At 56.4% G+C, this 22,030-nt stretch carries 16 protein-coding genes; 7 read left to right on the top strand and 9 right to left on the bottom strand.

Annotated features, from left to right (window positions below; all coding sequences use genetic code 11):
• The first annotated feature begins 5 nt into the window (after nucleotides 1-5).
• Complete coding sequence (gene gppA, locus PanJK_RS17875) at nucleotides 6-1,490, top strand: guanosine-5'-triphosphate,3'-diphosphate diphosphatase (RefSeq protein WP_256698021.1); 1,485 nt, start codon at nucleotides 6-8, stop codon at nucleotides 1,488-1,490.
• A gap of 158 nt (nucleotides 1,491-1,648) precedes the next feature.
• Here the strand turns inward: gppA and rep are convergent, their stop codons facing one another.
• Nucleotides 1,649-3,670 carry a DNA helicase Rep gene (rep, locus tag PanJK_RS17870; RefSeq protein ID WP_265301650.1) on the bottom strand — a complete coding sequence of 674 codons (2,022 nt, stop codon included), beginning with the start codon at nucleotides 3,668-3,670 and terminating at the stop codon, nucleotides 1,649-1,651.
• A 72-nt stretch (nucleotides 3,671-3,742) separates the two neighbouring features.
• On the opposite strand from rep, the gene ppiC reads away from it, so the two are divergent.
• The gene (gene ppiC / locus PanJK_RS17865) at nucleotides 3,743-4,024 is read left to right on the top strand and encodes a peptidylprolyl isomerase PpiC (RefSeq protein ID WP_008105734.1); all 282 of its coding nucleotides are present in this window, start codon (nucleotides 3,743-3,745) and stop codon (nucleotides 4,022-4,024) included.
• Here ppiC and PanJK_RS17860 read toward each other — a convergent pair whose 3' ends face one another.
• Together PanJK_RS17860 and pdeH are read right to left on the bottom strand one after the other, a co-directional pair.
• On the bottom strand, nucleotides 4,025-6,085 hold the full coding sequence (locus PanJK_RS17860) for an AsmA family protein (protein WP_265301647.1): 2,061 nt from the start codon (nucleotides 6,083-6,085) through the stop codon (nucleotides 4,025-4,027).
• A gap of 61 nt (nucleotides 6,086-6,146) precedes the next feature.
• Entirely contained in the window at nucleotides 6,147-6,920 is a 774-nt protein-coding gene (pdeH, locus tag PanJK_RS17855; RefSeq protein ID WP_265301645.1) for a cyclic-guanylate-specific phosphodiesterase, read from the bottom strand.
• Nucleotides 6,921-7,202: 282 nt separating this feature from the next.
• Here pdeH and PanJK_RS17850 point away from each other — a divergent pair, with 282 nt between their 5' ends.
• Nucleotides 7,203-8,132 carry a sugar kinase gene (locus tag PanJK_RS17850; protein WP_265301643.1) on the top strand — a complete coding sequence of 310 codons (930 nt, stop codon included), beginning with the start codon at nucleotides 7,203-7,205 and terminating at the stop codon, nucleotides 8,130-8,132.
• A gap of 398 nt (nucleotides 8,133-8,530) precedes the next feature.
• On the top strand, nucleotides 8,531-9,403 hold the full coding sequence (locus PanJK_RS17845) for an alpha/beta hydrolase (RefSeq protein ID WP_008105727.1): 873 nt from the start codon (nucleotides 8,531-8,533) through the stop codon (nucleotides 9,401-9,403).
• A 3-nt stretch (nucleotides 9,404-9,406) separates the two neighbouring features.
• On the opposite strand, the gene PanJK_RS17840 is transcribed toward PanJK_RS17845, so the two are convergent.
• The 6 genes from PanJK_RS17840 to bcsE all read right to left on the bottom strand — a co-directional run bounded on the left by PanJK_RS17840 (nucleotide 9,407) and on the right by bcsE (nucleotide 18,295).
• Complete coding sequence (locus tag PanJK_RS17840) at nucleotides 9,407-10,915, bottom strand: M16 family metallopeptidase (RefSeq protein WP_256698014.1); 1,509 nt, start codon at nucleotides 10,913-10,915, stop codon at nucleotides 9,407-9,409.
• A gap of 245 nt (nucleotides 10,916-11,160) precedes the next feature.
• Nucleotides 11,161-12,441, bottom strand: a complete 1,281-nt coding sequence (locus PanJK_RS17835) for a dicarboxylate/amino acid:cation symporter (protein WP_222185700.1) — start codon at nucleotides 12,439-12,441, stop codon at nucleotides 11,161-11,163.
• A 228-nt stretch (nucleotides 12,442-12,669) separates the two neighbouring features.
• A complete protein-coding gene (hmsP, locus tag PanJK_RS17830) occupies nucleotides 12,670-14,682 on the bottom strand; it encodes a biofilm formation regulator HmsP (RefSeq protein WP_265301749.1) in 2,013 nt (670 codons plus the stop codon).
• 247 nt (nucleotides 14,683-14,929) lie between these two features.
• Nucleotides 14,930-16,561, bottom strand: a complete 1,632-nt coding sequence (gene bcsG / locus PanJK_RS17825) for a cellulose biosynthesis protein BcsG (RefSeq protein ID WP_265301638.1) — start codon at nucleotides 16,559-16,561, stop codon at nucleotides 14,930-14,932.
• Nucleotides 16,554-16,742: a cellulose biosynthesis protein BcsF gene (locus tag PanJK_RS17820; RefSeq protein ID WP_008105667.1), complete on the bottom strand. Its 189-nt coding sequence runs from the start codon at nucleotides 16,740-16,742 to the stop codon at nucleotides 16,554-16,556. Before PanJK_RS17820 ends, bcsG begins: the two co-directional genes overlap by 8 nt.
• Nucleotides 16,742-18,295, bottom strand: a complete 1,554-nt coding sequence (gene bcsE / locus PanJK_RS17815) for a cellulose biosynthesis protein BcsE (protein WP_265301636.1) — start codon at nucleotides 18,293-18,295, stop codon at nucleotides 16,742-16,744. The genes PanJK_RS17820 and bcsE overlap by 1 nt, the downstream gene beginning before the upstream one ends.
• 195 nt (nucleotides 18,296-18,490) lie before the next feature.
• On the opposite strand from bcsE, the gene bcsR reads away from it, so the two are divergent.
• Genes bcsR through bcsA form a run of 3 tightly spaced genes read left to right on the top strand, consistent with a single transcriptional unit; the run spans nucleotide 18,491 to nucleotide 22,016 of the window.
• Complete coding sequence (bcsR, locus tag PanJK_RS17810; RefSeq protein ID WP_256698009.1) at nucleotides 18,491-18,685, top strand: cellulose biosynthesis protein BcsR; 195 nt, start codon at nucleotides 18,491-18,493, stop codon at nucleotides 18,683-18,685.
• Complete coding sequence (gene bcsQ / locus PanJK_RS17805; RefSeq protein WP_265301633.1) at nucleotides 18,685-19,416, top strand: cellulose biosynthesis protein BcsQ; 732 nt, start codon at nucleotides 18,685-18,687, stop codon at nucleotides 19,414-19,416. The genes bcsR and bcsQ overlap by 1 nt, the downstream gene beginning before the upstream one ends.
• A gap of 20 nt (nucleotides 19,417-19,436) precedes the next feature.
• Nucleotides 19,437-22,016 (top strand): UDP-forming cellulose synthase catalytic subunit, encoded by a 2,580-nt coding sequence (gene bcsA, locus PanJK_RS17800; protein ID WP_414858951.1) that lies wholly within the window; start codon nucleotides 19,437-19,439, stop codon nucleotides 22,014-22,016.
• The last annotated feature ends 14 nt before the right edge of the window (nucleotides 22,017-22,030 follow it).

The raw sequence follows: 22,030 nt of genomic DNA, 5'->3' as shown, positions 1-22,030 counted from the left end.
ACACCATGCTAAGCGCATCGTCACTTTATGCAGCGATTGATTTAGGTTCTAACAGCTTTCATATGTTGGTGGTGCGCGAGGTGTCTGGCAGCATTCAGACCGTCGCGCGGATAAAGCGCAAAGTGCGTCTGGCGGCTGGCCTCGACAAAGCGAATCATCTCTCTGCCGAGGCGATGCAACGCGGCTGGCAGTGCCTGAAGTTGTTCTCCGAACAGCTACAGGATATTCCTGCGGAACAAATCCGCGTGGTGGCAACCGCCACGCTGCGCCTTGCTGAAAATGCGCAGGATTTCCTCACAACGGCAGAACAGATTCTTGGCTGCGCGGTGAATGTCATCAGCGGCGAAGAAGAAGCGCGCCTGATTTATCAGGGCGTGGCGCATACCACCGGTGGTTCCGATCAGCGTTTAGTGGTTGATATCGGCGGCGGCAGCACCGAACTGGTGACCGGCGAAGGTTCGCATGCCACCACGCTGTTCAGCTTGTCGATGGGCTGCGTAACCTGGCTTGAACGCTATTTCAGCGATCGTCATCTGGCAAAAGAGAATTTTGAGCAGGCCGAACTGGCCGCGCGCGAGATGATCCGTCCGGTGGCCGCTGCGCTGCGCGAGAAAGGCTGGCAAATCTGTGTCGGCGCGTCAGGCACCGTACAAGCGTTGCAGGAAATTATGATGGCGCAGGGCATGGATGAGCGCATCACCCTGAGCAAGCTGCAACAGTTGAAACAACGCGCGATTCAGTGCGGCAAGCTGGAAGAGCTGGAAATTGAAGGATTGACGCTGGAGCGCGCTTTAGTGTTCCCGAGCGGTTTATCGATCCTCATCGCTATCTTCCAGGAACTGAGCATTGAAGGTATGACGCTGGCCGGTGGCGCCCTGCGCGAAGGCTTAGTGTATGGCATGCTGCATCTGCCGGTTGATCGCGATATCCGCAGCCGCACATTGCAGAACGTGCAGCGTCGTTTTGCCATTGATATTGATCAGGCCGGTCGTGTGCGTCAGTTGGCGGAGAGCTTCTTCCGTCAGGTGAGCAGCAGCTGGAAGCTGGATAACCGATGTCGTGATCTGCTACTTAGCGCCTGTTCCATCCACGAAATTGGCCTGAGCGTCGATTTCCGTCAGGCACCGCAGCATGCCGCTTACCTGATTCGCCATCTCGATCTTCCTGGCTTCACTCCCGCACAGAAAAAAATGCTGGCTTGCCTGCTGCAGAACCAAAGCGGCAGCATTGATCTGGCGTTGCTGACGCAACAAAACGCCGTGCCGCCGCGCATGGCGGAGCGTTTGAGCCGTTTGTTGCGTTTAGCGATTATTTTCTCAAGCCGTCGTCGCGATGACACTTTGCCTGCCGTGCGTTTACAGGCGGATGATGATGCGCTGCATTTGACGCTGCCAGCCGGTTGGCGCGAAGTGCATCCATTGCGTTCTGAGCTGCTGGAGCAGGAGAGTCATTATCAGTCGTACGTGCACTGGTTATTGACGATTTCCTGATTTGGCATGTGCTGGCTGCCCCCCATCCCGACCTTCCCCCGCAAGCGGGGGAAGGAGATGCTGCCACATGCAGCTCCATCACTGACATGTGGCAGCATCTTCCTCCCCCATTAATGGGGGAGGACCGAGGAGGGGGACTGCAAGCACGGACTAAGAACTCAACCCTTCTTCGCATTCTCCAGCATCGCTCTCAGCCCCGCGACGCGCGTCTGTCCGGTCTTAACGCGCTCTTCTGCGCTCACCACTTTTTTCTCGCGCTCCCACACCACATCGTCCTGCGGTAACTCCAGCAGGAAGCGACTCGGTTCCGGGCGCATCAGCTCACCGTACTGACGGCGTTCACGGCACAGCGTAAAGGTCAGCTCTTTCTGCGCTCGCGTAATCCCCACGTAAGCCAGACGTCGCTCTTCTTCGATATTGTTCTCATCGATACTGCTCTGGTGCGGCAATAAGCCCTCTTCCATGCCAACCAGATAGACATACGGGAACTCCAGCCCTTTCGAGGCATGCAGCGTCATCAGCTGCACCTGATCGAGCTCCTCATCGCTCTCCCCGCGCTCCATCATGTCGCGCAGAGTAAAGCGCGTCACCACCTGCGCCAGCGTCATTGGTTCGTTCAGCTCATCGCCTTCCAGCATCTCGGTCATCCACTGGAACAGCAGGTTAACGTTCTTCATGCGCATTTCAGCCGCTTTCGGGCTGGGCGAAGTTTCAAACAGCCAGCTTTCGTAGTCGATGCCGCGAATCAGGTCGCGCACTGCGTTAACCGGCTCACGTTCGGTCAGCTGGACGATCTCATTCAACCAGTGCGTAAAGCGCTGCAAATGCTCGAGCCCGCGCCCGCTCAGCGTTTGTTCGAGTCCTATATCGAAGCTGGCGTTATACAGGCTTTTATTGCGCAGGTTGGCCCATTCGCCCAGTTTTTGCAGCGTTGCCGGACCAATCTCACGGCGCGGCGTATTCACGATACGCAGAAACGCGCTGTCATCTTCCTGATTGGTCAGCACACGCAGGTAGGCCAGCAAATCTTTGATTTCCGGACGCGAGAAGAACGACGTACCGCCTGAGATACGATACGGAATACGGTTCTGCATCAGCTGCTTCTCAAACACCCGCGACTGATGGTTGCCGCGATAGAGAATGGCGTAATCTTTGTAGGCGGTTTTGTTGATGAAGTGATGCGCGATCAGTTCGCCCGCCACGCGTTCCGCTTCGTGATCTTCGTTATTAGCGCTCAGCACCTTCAGCTCGCTGCCCTGCCCCAGTTCTGAGAACAGGCGTTTCTCGAACACGTGCGGATTGTTGGCGATAAGGATGTTGGCCGATTTCAGGATGCGCTGCGTCGAGCGATAATTCTGCTCCAGCTTCACCACTTCCAGCGCCGGGAAATCCTGTTGCAGCAGCACCAGGTTTTGCGGACGCGCGCCGCGCCACGAATAAATCGACTGATCGTCATCGCCCACCACGGTAAAGCGCGCCCGCGCACCCACCAGCAGCTTCACCAGCTCATATTGGCTGGTGTTGGTATCCTGATACTCATCCACCAACAGATAGCGAATGCGCTGCTGCCAGCGTTCGCGCACTTCGTGATTGCGCTGCAGCAGCAGCGTTGGCAGCGCGATTAAGTCGTCGAAATCCAGCACGTTGCAGGATTTCAGGTGTTGATCATACAGCTGATAACAGTGCGCAAAAATCTGGTCGCGCTGCGATTGCGCCAAACCCGCTGCGCCCTGCGGATCGACCAAATCGTTCTTCCAGTTGGAGATGGTGGAAATCAGCTGCTGTAACAGTGTTTTGTCCTCTTCCAGCCACTGTTTGGTTAGATCTTTGAGCAAAGCCAGCTGATCCTGATCGTCGAACAGTGAGAAGCTGGCTTTCATTCCCAGCGCCTTGTATTCGCGTTTGATGATCTCCAATCCCAGCGTATGGAAGGTGGAAATCATCAGGCCACGCGCCTCTTTACGCCCCAGCGTTTGCGCCACACGCTCTTTCATCTCGCGCGAGGCTTTATTGGTAAAAGTCACGGCGGCGATGTGGCGCGCCTGATAGCCACATTCGCGGATCAGGTGGGCGATTTTGTTGGTGATCACGCGGGTTTTACCCGAGCCAGCACCGGCCAGCACCAGACAAGGACCGGTGACAAATTCGACAGCTCGTTGTTGGCCGGGGTTTAAACGCATAACGGAATTCGCTCAGTGGGATCAAAAGAAACAGGGTTATAATGGCCGGATTATACACATTAGGACTTCATCATGGCGAAAACCGCGGCGGCTTTACATATCCTCGTGAAAGAGGAAGCGCAGGCCAAATCCCTGCTGGCGCAGCTTGAAAAAGGCGCGAACTTCCAGCAGCTGGCAAAGAAACACTCTACCTGCCCATCCGGGCGCAACGGCGGTGATTTGGGTGAGTTTCGTAAAGGGCAAATGGTGCCGGCATTCGATAAGGCGGTCTTCTCCTGTCCGCTGCTACAGCCTTACGGACCGGTGAAAACCGCCTTTGGTTACCACATCATCAAAGTGCTGTGGCGTAACTGATCACTTCTGATTCTTCATCTGCTGCAGCACATTACTGCACTGATTGTCGTCAGTATCGCTAGGCGAAATCAGTGCGATCAACGCGGCGGCGGGAGCAACCACCGCCCCGAGCGCCACCGCTGCGGCACCGCGTGCAATCAGCGGTCCGGCTTTCACCCCGGCATCCGGATTTTTAAAGGTGCCGCGCACATACAGCGGCGAACGCAGCGTGATGATGCGGATCCCTTTACTCTCCGGATTGATCGACAAGTCCATGCGTTCATTCGCGAAGTTGACGTTGCCCGTCACGTTGATCACCGCATTCTCGGTATCCAGCAGGAACAGTTTCGGCGTCGCTAAGCCTTGACGAATATTCATATCGGTCGCCGCGCAGTTGATCTTCACTTCATCATCGCCGAACAGCTTGCCTACCACATAGTTACCGACGTTCAGTCCGGCAATCTCCATCAGGCTGCGACTGATCAGGCCATCATTCATCAGTAGCTTCAGTTCGCCATTGCTGGTGCCGAGCAGATCCGCCACCGAATTGCCGGTGCCGCTCAGCGAGGCATCGCCGTTGAGCTGGCCCAAACTGTTCTGCATCGCGGTGACATCCGGGAACAGCTGACGCAGACGCAGCTTACGCGCGTGCAAATCGGCACGTCCGCGCATCGGGCTGCGGTCGCCCTCCAGATGAATGGTGGAGTTGATGCTGCCGCCGGCCATACCGAAGCGCAGCGGATCGAGCAACAGGTCGCCGTTTTTCAGCTGCAGATGCGTATAGAGATCGCTGAGCGGCAGCTTGCTGCTGTGTTCAATGCGTTTGCCGCTGAACTTCACATCCGCATCCATCACATCCCAGCTCTTGGTATCGAACTTGTCATGCGGCAGAACGCGATCGGCGGGCTGCGTTGAGGCATCGCCACGTTGCGCTTTGGCCTGCTGCGTTTTCTCGCTACCTTTGCCCGAGTTGACGCCAATCAGCGGCCCCAAATCTTCCATCCGCAATTGGTTTGAGGTCAGTTCACCGGTCAAGGTTGGGCGCGGTTTGGCCTGACGATAAACGAGGGAGCCGTGAATATCGCTGTCGCCGATGTGGCCGTTAAACTTCTCGTAGCGGAACAGCGGCCCTTTCTCCTCATTGAAACGCGTAATCAAATGGCCGTCAGTTTCGTACGGCGGCGTATCAGGTAGCAGCACGCCCGTCAGGCCATACAGATTCGCCAGCGTATCGCCCGCGAAGCGCAGGCGCACATCCAGCCCGCCGAGATTGAGCGGGTCCTGCAAGGTGCCGTCAATGCGCACGCGCGTGGTGCCATTACGCACATCCACCTGCAGCGGGAACGGCGTGGTTTTACTGCGTAGCGATAACATGCCGCCAATTTTGCCGTCGCCCTCCAGCTTCTGATTGTTGTAAGTGCCGCTCGCCTGCCAGCCAAAGACAAAATCACCCGCGCCTTTCTGCTGATCGTCACCGCCCGCTACCTGTGCATACGGCACCGGTTTGCCCAGCGGATTGATGGTTACCGTGACATCGGCCTTATTGACGGCGTCGCGATAGCGCACTTGTCCCTGATCGAACAGAATGTTGTCGAGGCGGAAGGACCAGGCAGAAGGCGCGGCGTTAGCATCGCTGTTCTGGCTGCTGGCGAGATCAAAGGTCCAGTTATTCTTTTTATCAGCGGTTTGCACCAGCCGCGCATCCGGCTTTTGCATCTTGATCCACGGCAGGTAGATCTGCTGATGCAGCAGCGCCAGCGGCGCAATCGTCGCTTCAACGCGCTGCAGATGCACCATGGTGACATCAGGAATGGATGGCGGATTACCGAGCATCACATCGTCGGCATGCACCTGCGGCCACGGCACCCAGCTGCGCCAGCCAGGTTCTTCGCGATTGCGAACCCAGGCCACGCCGAGATCGCCGCGAATCGCGAAAGGTCGGTTCAGTTCGGCCGAAACTTTTTGATTAATCGTAGGTTTCAGGCGGTTCCAGTCAAAGGTGGCGATGATCACCACAATCACTACAACCAATAACAAAAAAATCCCGAACACCCAGCTCAGGATCTTTCGAGTACGTGACATATTGCTTCCTCCTTGCCCTTCCACGTCTGACTAAGGATAGTCGAGACGTCGCGGAACGGGATCAGGGAAGCTCAAGTGCCATACGTTCCAGCTCGCTAAACGGCACCGGACGCGAGAAGAAGTAGCCCTGCGCCGCCATCGCTGGCGAGCTACGCACCTGTTGCCACTCCTCTTCGGTTTCCACGCCTTCAACGATGACGCCGTTGCAGTAACGGTTAATCAACGCCAGCAGCATCGAGAACATCGAGCGGCCTTCATCGCTGGCGCGCAGCAGCATAAACAGCTCGCGCGAGAGTTTGATGTAGTCGTAACGCAGTTCGGTCAGCGCCGAGAAGTTCGCCATGCCGGAGCCAAAATCATCCAGCCACAGCGGCCCGAGTTCCGGCATCTTGGCGACCATCTCTTCCTGCGGCAGCGCATGATGCTCCGTCAGTTCGAAGCGCACCCAAGGCAGCTGCGCGATCAGCGTGCGAATCGACTCATGCTGCTCAATCTCCATCAACGTTGGACCGTCGATATTCACCGACGCCACCAGCTGACGCTGATTGAAAAACGGTGACCATGTTATCAGCAGCTCAAGTTGTTCCTGGACGACACCGAGCCGCTGCGCGATAGTCAGTGCTTCAAAATAGTCTTCGGGCGACAGCCTTTTCTCTGGCGCGGAGGGATGAGTCACCGCCGTCAGTAATTCAATGGCCAGCAAGCGGCCTGAGACCTGGTAAATCGGCTGGAAAGTATAGAATCGTTGGCATTTCTGCCAGAAGAGACGCGTTTCCTGTTGTTGCTCCAGTTCATTTGAAACAGGCAGCCGATGACTCAAATTCTTCATCACCATGGTTTTTTCCTGGTTGGTGTCGAGTGCCTGCAAATAGCATCTCAGCGGCAAGTATCGGCGATCGCCGGGATAACTTTATCAATCTCGTTAGTCCCATGAAGAGTTGAGTGTAACAGCGTGCGCCGCGCTTAATTGGCAAAACAAAACGCGCTTTGGCCGTTAAATCGCCGTAGCGTAGGCGGTTTACTGCCTTAAGTTAAATCAAAACATCGTTTTAAAAACCATTGACGACTGCCATACCAGACGCGAGACTAAGGCAGAATTCACTACAGGCTGAAGACCATGACGCAGAAGAAAATCGCCATTATTGGCGAATGCATGATTGAGCTGTCCGAGAAAGGTGAGAACATCAAACGCGGTTTTGGCGGCGATACGCTGAACACGGCGGTGTATCTGGCGCGTCAGTCAGATAAACAGCTGCGTGTCGATTATGTCACCGCACTCGGCACCGATAGTTTCAGTGACCAGATGATCGCCGCCTGGCAGCAGGAAAAGGTCGAAACCGCGCTGGTTCAGCGCCTCGACAATAAAATGCCGGGTTTGTACTTCATCGAAACCGACGACCACGGCGAGCGGACCTTCTGGTACTGGCGCAACGACGCCGCCGCCCGTTTCTGGCTGGACAGCGCGCAAGCGGACGCGATTTGCCAGCAGCTGACGCACTATGATTATCTCTATTTGAGCGGCATCAGCCTGGCGATTCTGCCTGCGGCCAGTCGCGAAAAACTGATGACGCTGCTCAGCGCCTGTCGTCAGAACGGTGGCAAGGTGATTTTCGATAACAACTATCGTCCGCGTCTGTGGGCCGATAAAGCCAGCGCTCAGCAGGCGTATGCCGAGATGCTGCGTCATACCGACATGGCATTTCTGACGCTCGACGACGAAGATTTGCTGTGGGGCGAGCAGCCGCTGGATGCGGTGATTGCCCGCACACGCGCTGCGGGCGTGCAGGAGATTGCCATTAAACGCGGTGCGGACTCCTGTCTGGTGGCGGTCGGCGATGAGCCACTGCGCGAAGTCGCCGCCATCAAGCTGGCGAAAGAGAAAGTGATCGATACCACCGCGGCTGGCGACTCCTTCAGCGCCGGTTATCTGGCGGTGCGTTTAGCCGGAGGAAGCGCCGAAGATGCCGCCGCACGCGGTCATCTCACCGCCAGCACGGTGATCCAGCATCGCGGCGCGATTATCCCGCTCAGCGCGATGCCGAAATGACATAACCACCTGCACCAACCGTAGCGGCGCAATTTGTTGCGCGATGAATCGCGCCGCTAAAAATCTCTGCGCCATTTATTACCTGTGCTAACCAACCCGCCCGCGCAGTTTGCCTTAACGCAGCATTTTTCCCTGCCAATTTCCGCTAATCACCTGACTCATCCACTTCTGTAACAAAACCCGTATTGCTTCTTCAATCACGCTAATCAGATCGATTTAAATTCAATGCGTTATGGCACGAAATCTGGCCGCCAGGCATAGTCCGAAACTGGCTAAATCGGCGGTTTTCGGCTGGACGCCAGCTGCAAAAGAGACCATGTTTTAATCAATAACAGCAGGACGCTGTTACTCCGGCCGCGAAAAAAATAACGACAACATGACTCGCTCAGGACTGACTTATGCACACAGAAATCATCAACATCTGGCCACACGGTGATGCGCCAGGCGCGAGCGATTCGCGCGCTCAGCCGCAGATCGTCGATCTCGCCAAAGAGTACGAACCTTATGACCGCGCCGCCACCGGCGTGCGCTGCCCGGAGATTGCTATCTGGCATCCGGAAACCTCCAACGGCATCACGCTGCTGGTGGCGCCGGGCGGCGGTTATCAGCGGGTATTGATCGACCGTGAAGGCAGCGCGCTCGCCACCTTCTTCACGTCAATGGGCTACACGCTGGCGGTGATGACCTATCGCCTGCCGTATGACGGTCACCATGAAGGTCCAGATGCGCCGCTGGCTGATGCGCAGCGTGCGGTGCGCGTGCTGCGTGAACGTGCGCAGCGCGGGTTGAACGGCAAATATATCGTGATGATGGGCTTCTCGGCGGGCGGACACGTTGCTGCCAGCCTCGGCACGCGCTTTGGCGAGAAACTCTATCCGGTGCAGGATCAGGCCGACAGCTTTACGCCGCGCCCGGATGCGATGGTGCTGCTTTATCCGGTGATCAGTATGCGTGAAGGTCTGGCGCATGAAGGTGCGCGCACCCGCTTGCTCGGCGCGTGGCCGGATCAAAGAATGATTGATGCTTACTCAATGGAAACGCGCGTGCATGCGCAAACGCCTCCGACGCTGCTGATTCATGCCTCCGATGATGAGTCGGTTTCGGTGAACAACAGCATGGTGTTCTTCAGCGCGCTACGTGAGCACAAAGTGCCGGTGGAGATTCACTTCTACCAGAAAGGCGGCCACGGATTTGGTATCCGTGGCGTGGCGGATTTGCCTTTGGCAAGCTGGCCGATGCTCGTCACCGAATGGCTCAGAGCGAAGACCTGATCATCAGGATGATGGCGCGGTCTGTTCCGCCGCGCCTGCGCTGCTATCCGGCTTCACGTCTTCCGGGCTAGCCGGAGCCGCTGGCGGTACCGGTAGCTTCATCACTTTATCCCAGCCTTCCTGCAGCATCTTCACGTTGGTCTCGGCTTCACCCTGCGGCTGAATCAGCACCATGGTCAGTTCCTGCGACAGTTGCTGACGCAGCTCCTGATTCAACTGATCACGCGTCATCTCGCCGAGGAACGTCTGACGCAGCTTTTGATACTGCTCAGGCGCAATGTCCACGACCGAATTTTGCTGCGAGCGCAGACGCTGGCCCATCAGAATATCAGTATCGGTGCGAGCGTAAGTGGCAAACAGCTTGTTGAGCTCCAGCAGCTTCTGCGCCATCAGCGCATCAAACTCCTCCTGCGGTAACCCTTTGTCGCGCACCGCCGCCAGCTCTTTCGCCACTTGGTTCATATTCTGCGGCAAAGAGGCGTTCGGGCTGTCCATGTTGATCGAGCACTGCGCGCGTTGATAGAGCACACGGCAATCGAAACCAACCTGCACGCTTTGCGCTTTGCTGTCAGCCAGCGCGCGCTGCACATGCCAGAACAGCGCTTCACGCGCTAAATCGCTCTGCCAGTAGCGCTGCAAATTCTGCGAATCGCGAATCGGCTGCCATGCGGTGTCCCACACCAGCGACAGGCGATCCTGACTCATGCCGCCATTCACCAGATTCACCGGCTGATGCGGCAGCGGTGACAGCGTCGGTAGCGCGGCAGGTGCCACGCGCTTGCCTTTCAGCGGCGCGAAGGCTTTGTTGATCTGCTCCGCCATGCTGCGGCTATCGACGTTACCCACCACGTACAGCGTCATGCCGTCTGGCGTGTACCACTGCTGATAGAAGCTGTTGAGCTGGGCGATATCCACCGGCGCGCGCGGTTGCTCGCCCGGATCGTGCGCCAGCATCGCCGAGCCTTTCAGGCGATAGCGCCACCACACGTCCTGCGTATTGGCGGGCCAGGTGGCAATCGGATCGGTGGCCGTTAACGCGGTAGCCACCACTTGCTCATTGATTGTCATTTTCCCGGCGGTCGCCGCCAGCCAGCTGAGCGCTTCTTTCAGCAGATCAGGGCGGTTATTCGGCAAGCTCAGGTTGTATTGGGTGTAATCGTACGACGAGATGGCAGGCGGCAGCGGACGTTGCGGATCCATGGCTTGCTGCCACAGCGCGCGTTGCTGATTGGTGTCCAGCGTGGCGTTATGCACCATCGCTAAACGCGGTAAAAGATGGCTATAGCCCGTTTGTTGCGCACTCTCCACCAGCGAACCGGTGTTAACAATCAGGCGCAGTTCAATACGATCGCTTGGACGTTGTGGTGTGGTCAGCAGCTGCCAGCTAAAACCATTGTCCAGTTTGCCTTCCTGCCAGGCAGGATCGGGTTGGAGCGTCTCGGCGTGCACGCCAAAACCGGACGCTGCCAGTAGCAATCCGCCAACCAAAAGCCGAATTCTGGTGCCCTGCATGTGAACCCCTACTCAAACAGATCAACGCTCGTTAGCGCGGCATGTTCGGCCACATCTGGGGTGACCGGTGCGGCATTTTGCCGCCACGTTTATTTAATAACAGACTCTTTGACCACGAGAAGGTCAGGATGTCGCGCAACGAGGCAAAAAATCGGGAAAAAAATCAATGGGGTTTATTATGCAAATGCCCGCTGTCAGGGCAAGCGACAGCGGGCATTTCTCGGCAAATTAACGCAAATAGCAGGTTATGCGGCGGTTTCTGGTGCGTTATTCACCTTTTTCCCTGCAGAAAGCGTCGCATTCAGTTGTTTCTCATCCAGTTGTCCAACCCACTTCGCCACCACGATGGTCGCTACGCCGTTACCCACCAGATTGGTTAGCGCACGCGCTTCGGACATAAAGCGGTCGATACCGAGAATCAGCGCCAGACCAGCAACCGGTAAATGTCCCACCGCTGACAGGGTGGCCGCCAGCACGATAAAGCCACTGCCGGTAACGCCTGCTGCGCCTTTTGAGGAGAGCAGCAGCACCACTAACAGCGTGATTTGGTGGAACACATCCATATGCGCGTTGGTCGCCTGCGCGATAAACACCGCCGCCATGGTGAGGTAAATCGAGGTGCCATCGAGGTTGAAGGAGTAGCCGGTTGGAATCACCAAACCCACCACCGATTTCTTACAGCCCAGCTTCTCCATCTTATCCAGCATGCGCGGAAGCGCCGATTCAGATGAGGAAGTGCCGAGCACAATCAGCAGCTCTTCTTTGATGTAGGCGACAAATTTAAAGATGTTGAAGCCGGCGAAGCGTGCAATCAGCCCCAACACCACCACCACGAACAGCACGCAGGTGATATAGAAGCAGATGATCAGCTGACCCAGCTGCACCAGCGAGCCGACGCCATATTTACCGATGGTAAAGGCCATCGCCCCGAAGGCACCGATTGGCGCGAGACGCATAATCATGTTGATCACGCCGAAGATCACTTTCGAGAAGCTCTCAATGACGTTGAACATCACGGTGCCAGCGCTGCCGAGGCGATGCAGAGCGAAGCCGAACAGAATAGCGAACAGCAGCACTTGCAGAATGTTGCCGCTGGCGAAGGCACCAATCACGCTATTTGGAATCACATCCAGCAGGAAGGCGACCACACCTTGCTGCTCCGCCTGCTGTGCGTAAACCGCGACCGCTTTGGCATCCAGCGTGGCCGGATCAACGTTCATGCCCGCGCCTGGCTGCACCACGTTAACTACCACCAAACCGATGATCAGCGCGATGGTGCTGACCACTTCAAAGTACAGCAGCGCCACTGCGCCCGTACGTCCAACGGCTTTCATGCTCTCCATGCCGGCAATACCGGTCACCACCGTACAGAAAATCACGGGGGCGATGATCATCTTGATCAACTTAACGAAACCATCGCCAAGCGGCTTCATTTGCGCGCCTAACTCAGGATAGAAGTGGCCCAACAGGACGCCGATGCCGATGGCAACCAGTACCTGAAAATAGAGGCTTTTTAAGATTTTCATAACAGGTGTCCAGTAAGACGGTTCGCACCGCCATTGTTGTGGAGAACGCATGCGGCAAGCCGCCAGAAGCGTAAAACCTTACCGATGGCGAGGAAAATAACACCCTGTTAACAAGATTAATATCCCCTACTATTCCTTACAAAAGTTACAAAACTCTAACTATGAACTGAAACGCTTCAGCACAGCGCTTCGCTACAATTTTGTAAGGAAAATCAATAACCAAGGTGATTATTCAGGGAGTTGCGAGGTATTGAGCCAGCGTTGATTAAAGACGTGGAGCGGCAGCGCTTCAGCGTATAAGTAGCCTTGCCCTATAGTAATTCCGCGCGCCAGCAGCCAGTCGCGCTGCTCGGCGGTTTCCACACCTTCGGCGATGACGTCGAGGTGAATGATGTCGGCAATCGCCGCCACGATGCGCACCATGGTGTCGTCATCCGGCAGCGCGGCGACAAAGCTGCGATCCATTTTCAGCTTATTCACCGGCAGCGCTTTGAACTGATGCAGATAGTTGAGGTTGGAGTAGCCCATACCGAAATCGTCGAGCGCCACTGCCACGCCGGTTTGCTGCAGTAAGCGCAGCAGCGCAATCGCCTGCTCGGCATCGCCAATCTGTGCGGTTTCGGTGATTTCCAGTACGAAGTTGCCCGGTGCAATGCGATGGCGCTCCAGCAAGCCCTGCAAATGGCTAACCATGCTGGCATCACGCAGCTGCACCGCCGAGATATTGACGCTAAGCGGGATATTAATGCCCTGTTTCTGCCAGCCGGCCAGAATGCGGCAGGCTTCCTCAAACACCCAGCGGCCAATGGCCGAAATCACACCAATCTCTTCGGCGCTGGCAATAAACTCTTCTGACAATCCGTAGCTGCCATCCGGCATGCGCATGCGCAACAGCGCTTCGGCACCGGCCAGCCCGCCGGTTTCCATATTGATTTGCGGTTGCAGATAAAGGGCAAACTGCTCGTCCTGTAAACCTTGCAAGATGTCGTGCTCCTGCGTTAAACGCTTCTGCGCCCGCTCGGTGAGCGCCGGGTCGAAGAACAGAATCTGGTTTTTGCCCTGATGGCGTGCCGACATCATCGCCGAAGTCGCGCGATCAAGCTGTTCGCTGGCCGAAATGCTGTTCTCTTCGTGCAGCGCCAGACCGATGCTGGCATTCGGACGCAGCTGCAGCTGTTGCAGGTTCACCGGCTGATTGATGCGAATCATCAGGTTGCGCGCCAGGCGCATGGCACGGAACGGATTGTGCGCGCGCTTCATCAGCAAGGCGAAGTCGCTGGGGCCGGTTTGCGCCAGCAGCGAGTGATCGTCAACGGTGCTGCGAATCTTCTCCACCAGCGTCAGCATCAACGTATCGCGCTGCTCATCGCTCAGTACGCCGTTGGCTTCCTGCAGCGTTTCAATGCGAATCACCATCAAGCCCCACGCCTGACGATTGTGGCGATGGCTCATGTGCTGTTCGAGCAGCGCAAGGAACAACGCGCGATTGGGCAGGTCCGTCACGGCGAAATGCGTGGTCATGCGGCTCATTTCGTCGTGAATCGACTCAAGCACCTGCTGATTGCGGTTGTAGCTGCGGATCAGCATGCCGATTTCATCATCGCGATGATTATGCGGCAGCTTCATTTTATGAGTCAGAATCGCCTGCGGCGGCAGCTCCTGCAAATCACGCGAAATGTCGCGCAGCGGATGCACAATCAACCGATTGATACACCAGCTGATGGCGATAGAGAGAATCAGCGCCAGCAGCAGATAGGTGGTGATCATGGTCGACAAGGTGCTGAGCAGGAACTGATAAACGCGCGAGGAGTCGGCCTGCAACACCAGATAGGCAATCGGCTTCGGCAAGCCCGATCGCTCCACCGAATAGAGCGGCAGCGTGATTTGTACCGGTAGTTCAAACAGGCGTGCGACCCAACGCGGCACCGGTTTTTCCGGCGCGAAATCAGCGTGCAGCGCCTGGAAGGCATTCGGCAACACCACATCGGCACGCGATAAAATACCGGCCGGTTTTAGCGTATTGAGGATGCGTTCGGCTTGCGGGATATCGGCTTTAAGTACCGCTTCGGAGAGCGGCTGACGCACGGTGTGCGCCACATTTTCCATTTGCTGGGCGTAGTCAATCCTGCGCTGCTGCACAAAGTGAAAGAGCTGGATGACAATAAAGATGCAGATGGTCACCATCGCCACGGCAGAAACCGTCGCCATCTGCTTTATCGTTAGAGAACGACTGACGCGCAACAAAACTTCTCCAGGCCACACAGGCGTGTAATGAGATGAAATTCGCAGCGAGTATATCCCAGGTCACGCGTTTTTTTCGCCGGGATAAAGGCGAAAAATCGGTAAGTTGGGTTATTTATGAAGTGATTCGGAATTATGCAGGTTTTGGCGTGAGTAAATGCATGCCAGGTCGCCATAAATGGCGCCCCTACGATATAAAACCTGTAGGGTCGCCATTTATGGCGACCTGGTTCATCCTCGTTCCGGATTACTGCGGATATGGCACCCAATCGCCGCCGTTCAGGCGGATCCACGGTTTGCCCTGATACATCATCACCACCGCATTATCGTTCTCGGACACCACCGGCGTCTGCGGCAGATTATCGGTCAGCACCGACATATTGACGTTCGGCGCGTTAAACACCTGACCATCCACCACGCGCGACACGATTTCCGAAATCGCCATCAGGCTGGTTGGCGTCTCCACGCTGAGCGGCTGGCCTTGATGCGGTGCTTTCATGCCAACAAACTTAATGCCGACCGGCACATGGGTGATATCCGGACTTGGGATGTCACGCAATCCCGACATCTGCATCTTGTCACCCTGCAGCGCTGCGCCGTGTTCCGGCACCACCAGCACCATCACGCGGCGACCCGATTTCTCCAGATTAGTCAGGAAAGCATCGAGCTGATCAAACAGCACTTTGGCGCGCGGCTGCCAGTCGGCGCTGCGCGTGCTGCCCAGCTCGCGCGTGCCGTCGTGCAGCGGAATCAGGTTATAGAAGGTGGCGGAGCGCGCATCGCTGCTCTTGGTGCGATCGTCGAGCCAGCGCTGCATCAGCTGCGCATCATTGAATACCGGAGAGCCATCAAACGACGTCACCTCCGGCGCGATGCCCGCCTGCGACATCAACGGCGCCTGCAGATTGCCCTCTTCGCGCAGCTCTTTGAGATAGTTACCAAACACGCCGGTGTGATCCATCATCAACTGCTGTTTAAAGCCCAGCTTGGCCAGATTATCGAACAGATAACAGCGCTGATCGGTTGCTTTGTACAGATCGCTGTGCGAGCTCTGGCCGCAGCTGGCACGCAGCAGACGAATCCCCGCCGGGCCGCTGTAACCGGTGGCGGAGTTGTAGTTGTTGAGCAGAATATCGAAGTGCTGCCACAGCGGATGATTGCGCAACTGCGCGACATTCAAATCCGACCATGACAGCGAACAGATATTGATCACCAGAATATCGAACGGCTGCGAATCGGCAGGCAATGCGTCCGGGAAGTGCGTTGAACGCTGGCGCTCGGCGTCGTAAAAACGGTTAAGCCACGCGGTAAGATTGGCGCTGGTTGGCGGCGCGGATTGATCGAGGCCATCTGGTGCTTTCGCCGCTGGCGTATCGTTGAGCTTCACCGTCGGCGTAGCGGCGCTGCTTGGCAGTAAATTCATTGCCGGTCCGGCAATCGTCAGCACGTTGAGCCAGATCAGCATCAGCGACACCAGCACGGTGACGCGAATCCACTGCGCGACAAACAGATACAGCACCAGCAGCACAAAGGCCGCGCCAATCATCTTCCAGTTGATAAAGCGATTGGCAAGGTCGAGCAAGTAACTGGGCGAGAAGCCCGCCAGCTGACTGCCCTGGCTCATGATCGAGCTGAGTCCCGGCAGCCAGGTATCGTGCCAGAACAGCGCAATGCCAATTGGCAGCGAAATCCACTGACGCAGACGATGCAGCCGCGCGCTCGGCAGCGGGAACAGCAGCCACGCCAGAAACACCAGATTACTCAGCGCGTGGAAATTGAGGTAGCCGTACCACAGCAGCGCAAATTTAATCAGGAAGTAAAAGTTCCAGCCACCGAGGCCGCGCCACCACGAACCGTGCATCGTGAATCTGTTATTCATGTTTATCCGTTTTATTGGTTTTGCGTTGCCACTGTCCTTCTGATTTCAATGCGCGCGTCGGCAGCAAACGCAGCAGCGGATTGGTGCCGCTGCGCGTGAGCCCGCGCCCAAACAGTGATCTCAGGAACAGTAAAATCAGTAACAGCAGGATCGCCACCTGCACCCAATCCATCAGTGTCATTAGTGGCTTGCTCCATCGAGGTTGAGGGTGAGGGTGATCGGCTGCGGCGTTTGTGCTCCGCGCTCAGGCACATCGGCCTGCGCAGCGACGGGCACAGCGGCCAGCGGCGCGGCTTGTCTGTCGCGCTGTACCACCGATGTCAGCTGACGAATTTTGTCCGCCTCCGACACGATCTGATTATCTTCAAACCAGACGATGCGATTGCTAAACAGCTCGTCATGCGGCAAGGAGAAGATCGATTTAAGCGCGATATCTAAATCGTTAAAGCGGCACGAAGAGAGGAATAGATAGATGCGGTCGTTCACCAGCGTCACCAAATCGCCGAATCGGCGCGGTTTGCACAGCGTCAGAATCTGTTCGGGTTTCAGCTGCGGCACCGCGCGTAGTGCCACCAGCAAGCCTTTGTCATTTTCCGGCAGCAACGTGTTGGCCATTAGCTGCTGCACCGCCGCACAAAACGCATCCAGCGGTAAATAGCCTTTCTGCTGCAGAGGCTGCAACGCCTGCATCAGTGCGTTGAGATTGGCAGGCACATGGCGCGAGAACTGTTGCCCCTGAATCCCCTCCAGTGTAGTAAGAAAACGCGACAGGCTGGCCGCCGTTGGTACGATGGCATTCACCCCGCAGGCCAGCAGCAAACGCTCATCACTGTAGCGCAGCGTGGTACTGATTTCGCGCACCACAATCTTAAGCGCGCTACCACGTGAACGGCGCAGACTATGGACCATGGTTGCTAAAGAATTAATGTCTTGGTTATGGACCAGGCTAAAGATGACGGTTGCCGCATTTGCCTGCTGAGCACGTGAGAACACGCTTTCGTTGTCACTAAATAATTGCCACTGCACAGAAAGTGGCGGTGCGCCTTCCAGCACACCCTCTTGCGCAAGGAATTGGTTTTCATCATTGCGGCTTAATGGAATATTTTGTTCTGCGTCATTTACGGCAATAAATTGATTATCACCGCAAATCAAACGGATCGCACGATCGGCCAGCAATTTATCTGCTGCAGACCACCAGTTAATTCGATATTGCCAACTGTCCTGCTGAAAATCTAAATGCGCGAGACCATCCAGCTGACGAAAATAAGCTTGCAGATGATTACGTAAGTGAATTATTGACGTGCCGGAGGTGATCATTAACAGCGTGATTTGTTTTTTAGTTATCAATCGACGCATGCGCTTAAGCCAAATGGCCAATTCATCGGGTGATAGTTTTCCCCACAACGCTGCATTACTATAAAAAATCACCAGTCCACTGCGGCTATTCAGCACGCGGGAAAAATCACTCTCCAGTTGCTGTAAGCTGCTTTTATTTGCTGGTAAGGAAAATAACGGCATACGCGCCGGACCCCCGATGGGATCGGGCGTCAGCAGCGCCTGCGGTTTCTCGTCAGAACTGATCAGTGTCGCCGCCTTTTGCTGGCTAACCACCTGACGCAAAAGCATTCCTGCATCTTCCTGACGCTGGCTAGTAATCCAGTAAAACCCTGGATTCTGCAGAGTATTTAATTCCTGCTGCATCTGCTGCAGGCCAAGCGCATAATGATTTTTCATATTTTATTCGCGATCGATACAATCCAGGCTAGTTTAATCCACACAGCCACAATTGGAACCGGTGAAATAAAAAATAGCCCCTTAGTGCAAATCACATTGATCTGCGGATAGCATTTGTCTTTACTTCAGGTTTAAACTTTACAAAAAATAGAATCACAATTCATCCGTTGTCGATTTTTCGGTGGCAAAAAAATAATGAAAACAGAAAATGCATTTTCGCTGAATGCTGCTAGCAGCGAAGAGCACGATGACATCAACGCTTTGAGTGATGCCTTTTCCCTTAAGGCATTTCGCTACATTGATATTGCCCGCGAAGCGCGACTTAATACCATTATGACGCGCTGGCCATTGCTGCGTGAAATAAGCGCCGCACAGGAGTCAGAACGTTAATGCCTGTTATAGCATTACAAGGATTGCGTGGCGGCTGTGGCGCCACTTCGCTGAGCGCCGCGCTCGGCTGGGCGTTTAACGCGCTGCAGCAATCGGTACTGGTTATCGACTTTTCCCCGGTAAATCAACTGGCTGCCCACTTTAATCTGTCGCTCAGCCACACTCAGGGTTGGGCACCTGCGCTGCTCGAACAGCAAGCGTGGCAGCAGTGCGCCCAGCGCTATCAAGCGAGGCTGGATTTTCTGCCGTTTGGCGCACTCACGCCGCAACAGCGCGCCCACATCACTACTATCAACTCAGAATTTGCCGCACCGCTGCTAAATGCGTTACCGGCCCTGAAATCACACTACGACTGGATTATTTTCGACATCCCAGCGGATCTGTTGCCGTGGCAGCGATCATTCGTTGCCGCAGCCGATCGTCTGCTACAGGTGCTAACGCTGGATGCCAACTGCCAGTTGCGTCTGCATCACGCGCGTTTTCCTGCGCACACGCTGTTCCTGATCAACCAGTTCAACGCCAACAGCCAGCTGCAGCAGGATCTGCATCAGCTGTGGATCAGCTCGCTGAAAAACCTGGTTCCTCAGGTCATCCACCGCGATGAAGCGCTGGCGGAAGCGCTGATGATGAAGCAGCCGGTAGGCGAATATCGGCCGCATGCGCTGGCCAGTGAAGAGATCAACACGCTGGCCAACTGGCTGCTGCTGCATGTGGCGGGAGGCGCGGCGTGAATCCATTACGCTGGCTGCTGATGCCGCAAGCGTATCAGGCGCTGCAACGCCGCGCTCAACTGGCGCATCAGTATGGCGCGGGCCGCTTCACCATCGCACTGCATCTGATGTGGTGCGTGCTCGCGTGGTCGCTGTTGCGGCTGGAAACTCCCGGCTGGCAGCGCATCCTGCAACATCGTCAGCGTTACTATCCGCAAATTTCGCCGCTGCGCCCGCGCCCGCTTGACCCGCTGCGCTATGCGCTGCAAAGCCTGTGGCTGATGCTGGTCTTGCCGCTCGACAAGCGCACGCGTAAAAATTTTAGCGTCAAGCCGCTGTTTCGCTGGCGTGAACGCCTGTATCAATGGCTCGGCGCGCTGCCGGCACGGCTGGAACATAACCGTTTCGCTCAGCGCAGCGAACAACGTATTCAGGCGATGCCCGCGTGGTTGCGCCAGCTGCTGTTTTTCGTGGCGGCGATTGTTGCCAGCCTGCTAGCGCTGCTGTGCATTTCGCAACCGTTCGGCATCACCACGCAGTTTGTCTTCGTGCTGCTGTTGTGGGGATTGGCGATGCTGGTGCGGCGCGTGCCGGGACGCTTGTCCACCATCATGTTGATCGTGTTATCGCTGACGATTTCCTGCCGTTATCTGTGGTGGCGCTATACCGAAACCCTCAACTGGGACGATCCGCTCAGTCTGACGTTTGGTCTGCTGCTGATTGGTGCCGAAACCTATGCGTGGGCGGTATTGGTGCTGGGTTATTTCCAGACGTTGTGGCCGCTCAATCGCCAGCCGGTCTCAATGCCGCCGGAAATTACCTCGTGGCCGAGCGTCGATATTCTGGTGCCGACCTACAACGAACCGCTCAGCGTGGTGAAACCGACCATCTACGCGGCGATGGGCATCGACTGGCCGCAGGACAAACTGAATATCTACCTGCTGGATGACGGCACGCGCGAAGAGTTCCGAGAGTTTGCCGCCAGCGTTGGCGTCAATTACGTGGTGCGCCCGACTCACGAACATGCCAAAGCGGGCAACATCAACCATGCGTTGAAAGCCGTATGCCGCAGCGAATATGTGGCGATTTTCGACTGCGACCATGTGCCGACGCGCTCATTCCTGCAGCTGACGATGGGCTGGTTCCTGAAAGATCATCGGCTGGCGATGTTGCAAACACCACACCATTTCTTCTCGCCCGATCCGTTCGAACGTAACCTCGGCCGCTTCCGCCAGACGCCGAACGAAGGTTCGCTGTTTTACGGTTTGGTGCAGGATGGCAACGATACCTGGGATGCAGCGTTCTTCTGCGGCTCCTGCGCCGTATTGCGCCGGACCGCGCTGGATCAGATTGGCGGCATTGCGGTAGAAACCGTCACCGAAGATGCACACACCTCGCTGCGCCTGCATCGTCAGGGTTACACCTCGGCGTATATCCGTATTCCACAGGCTGCCGGTTTGGCCACCGAGAGTTTGTCGGCGCATATCGGCCAGCGCATCCGCTGGGCGCGCGGCATGGTGCAGATTTTCCGCCTCGATAACCCGCTGTTTGGCAAAGGGTTAAAGCTGGTGCAGCGCCTGTGTTACGCCAACGCCATGCTGCACTTTCTCGCCGGGATTCCGCGCCTGATCTTCCTGCTGGCACCGCTGGCGTTTCTGCTGTTCCACGCCTACATCATCTACGCGCCCGCGCTGGCGATCGCCATCTACGTGCTGCCGCACATGCTGCACACCAGTTTGACCAACTCGCGCATTCAGGGCCGCTGGCGACATTCATTCTGGAGCGAAGTGTATGAAACCGTGCTGGCGTGGTACATCGCGCGGCCAACCACGGTGGCGCTGTTCAACCCGCACAAAGGCAAGTTCAACGTGACCGCCAAAGGCGGATTGGTGGCCGAGCGTCATCTCGATTGGGTGATTACCAAACCGTACATGATGCTGGTGCTACTGAATATCGCCGGTATCGGTATGGCCTTCTGGCGCATGGCGTACGGTCCGGCCAACGAAATGCTCACCATTTGGGTCAGCCTGGTGTGGGTGATTTACAACATGATTATCCTCGGCGGCGCGGTGGCGGTGTCGGTTGAAGCGCGCCAAATCCGCGAAGCGCATCGTGTGGAAATCGCCATGCCCGCCGCCATCGCGCGTGAGGATGGACACATGGTGCCGTGCACGCTGCGCGACTATTCCGATGGCGGCGTGGGCGTTGAGCTGCGTGAAGCCGATGCGCTGAAAGAGGACGAAACCGTGTCGCTGCTGCTGCGCCGTGGTCAGCAAGAGTTCAGCTTCCCGTGTCAGGTGCAGCGCGTGTTTGGCCGTCGCGCCGGCATTCGTTTGCATCAACTCAGCACGCGCCAACACATTGAATTTATTCAGTGCACTTTCGCTCGCGCCGATACCTGGGCGCTGTGGCAGGACGGCTTCCCGGAAGACAAACCGGTGCAAAGTCTGGCCGACATTATGGTGCTGGGTTTTAAAGGCTATCTGCGTCTGGCCGAGTATGGCCCTGCGCCGCTGCGCCGTGTATTCCGTGGCCTCACCGCATTGGTGAGCTGGCTGGCGACATTGCTGCCGCAGCGTATTGACCGCCAGCCCGCGACGATCAAAACCGATTTTACTTAAGTTGATGATATGAC

Origin of the sequence: Pantoea sp. JK (genome assembly GCF_026130245.1) — a bacterium.
Classification (GTDB): domain Bacteria; phylum Pseudomonadota; class Gammaproteobacteria; order Enterobacterales; family Enterobacteriaceae; genus Pantoea; species Pantoea trifolii.
Note: the sequence above shows the minus strand (reverse complement) of the source record. Positions and strands in the feature narration are given on the sequence as shown.

Coding starts and splice junctions, on each gene's coding strand:
- PanJK_RS17860 (WP_265301647.1), bottom strand. CDS start 6,085: ATGTCACGTACTCGAAAGATCCTGAGCTGGGTGTTCGGGATTTTTTTG.
- bcsE (WP_265301636.1), bottom strand. CDS start 18,295: ATGAAAAATCATTATGCGCTTGGCCTGCAGCAGATGCAGCAGGAATTA.
- PanJK_RS17850 (WP_265301643.1), top strand. CDS start 7,203: ATGACGCAGAAGAAAATCGCCATTATTGGCGAATGCATGATTGAGCTG.
- bcsA (WP_414858951.1), top strand. CDS start 19,437: ATGCCGCAAGCGTATCAGGCGCTGCAACGCCGCGCTCAACTGGCGCAT.
- PanJK_RS17845 (WP_008105727.1), top strand. CDS start 8,531: ATGCACACAGAAATCATCAACATCTGGCCACACGGTGATGCGCCAGGC.
- bcsQ (WP_265301633.1), top strand. CDS start 18,685: ATGCCTGTTATAGCATTACAAGGATTGCGTGGCGGCTGTGGCGCCACT.
- PanJK_RS17840 (WP_256698014.1), bottom strand. CDS start 10,915: ATGCAGGGCACCAGAATTCGGCTTTTGGTTGGCGGATTGCTACTGGCA.
- bcsR (WP_256698009.1), top strand. CDS start 18,491: ATGAAAACAGAAAATGCATTTTCGCTGAATGCTGCTAGCAGCGAAGAG.
- gppA (WP_256698021.1), top strand. CDS start 6: ATGCTAAGCGCATCGTCACTTTATGCAGCGATTGATTTAGGTTCTAAC.
- rep (WP_265301650.1), bottom strand. CDS start 3,670: ATGCGTTTAAACCCCGGCCAACAACGAGCTGTCGAATTTGTCACCGGT.
- bcsG (WP_265301638.1), bottom strand. CDS start 16,561: ATGAATAACAGATTCACGATGCACGGTTCGTGGTGGCGCGGCCTCGGT.
- ppiC (WP_008105734.1), top strand. CDS start 3,743: ATGGCGAAAACCGCGGCGGCTTTACATATCCTCGTGAAAGAGGAAGCG.
- PanJK_RS17835 (WP_222185700.1), bottom strand. CDS start 12,441: ATGAAAATCTTAAAAAGCCTCTATTTTCAGGTACTGGTTGCCATCGGC.
- pdeH (WP_265301645.1), bottom strand. CDS start 6,920: ATGGTGATGAAGAATTTGAGTCATCGGCTGCCTGTTTCAAATGAACTG.
- PanJK_RS17820 (WP_008105667.1), bottom strand. CDS start 16,742: ATGACACTGATGGATTGGGTGCAGGTGGCGATCCTGCTGTTACTGATT.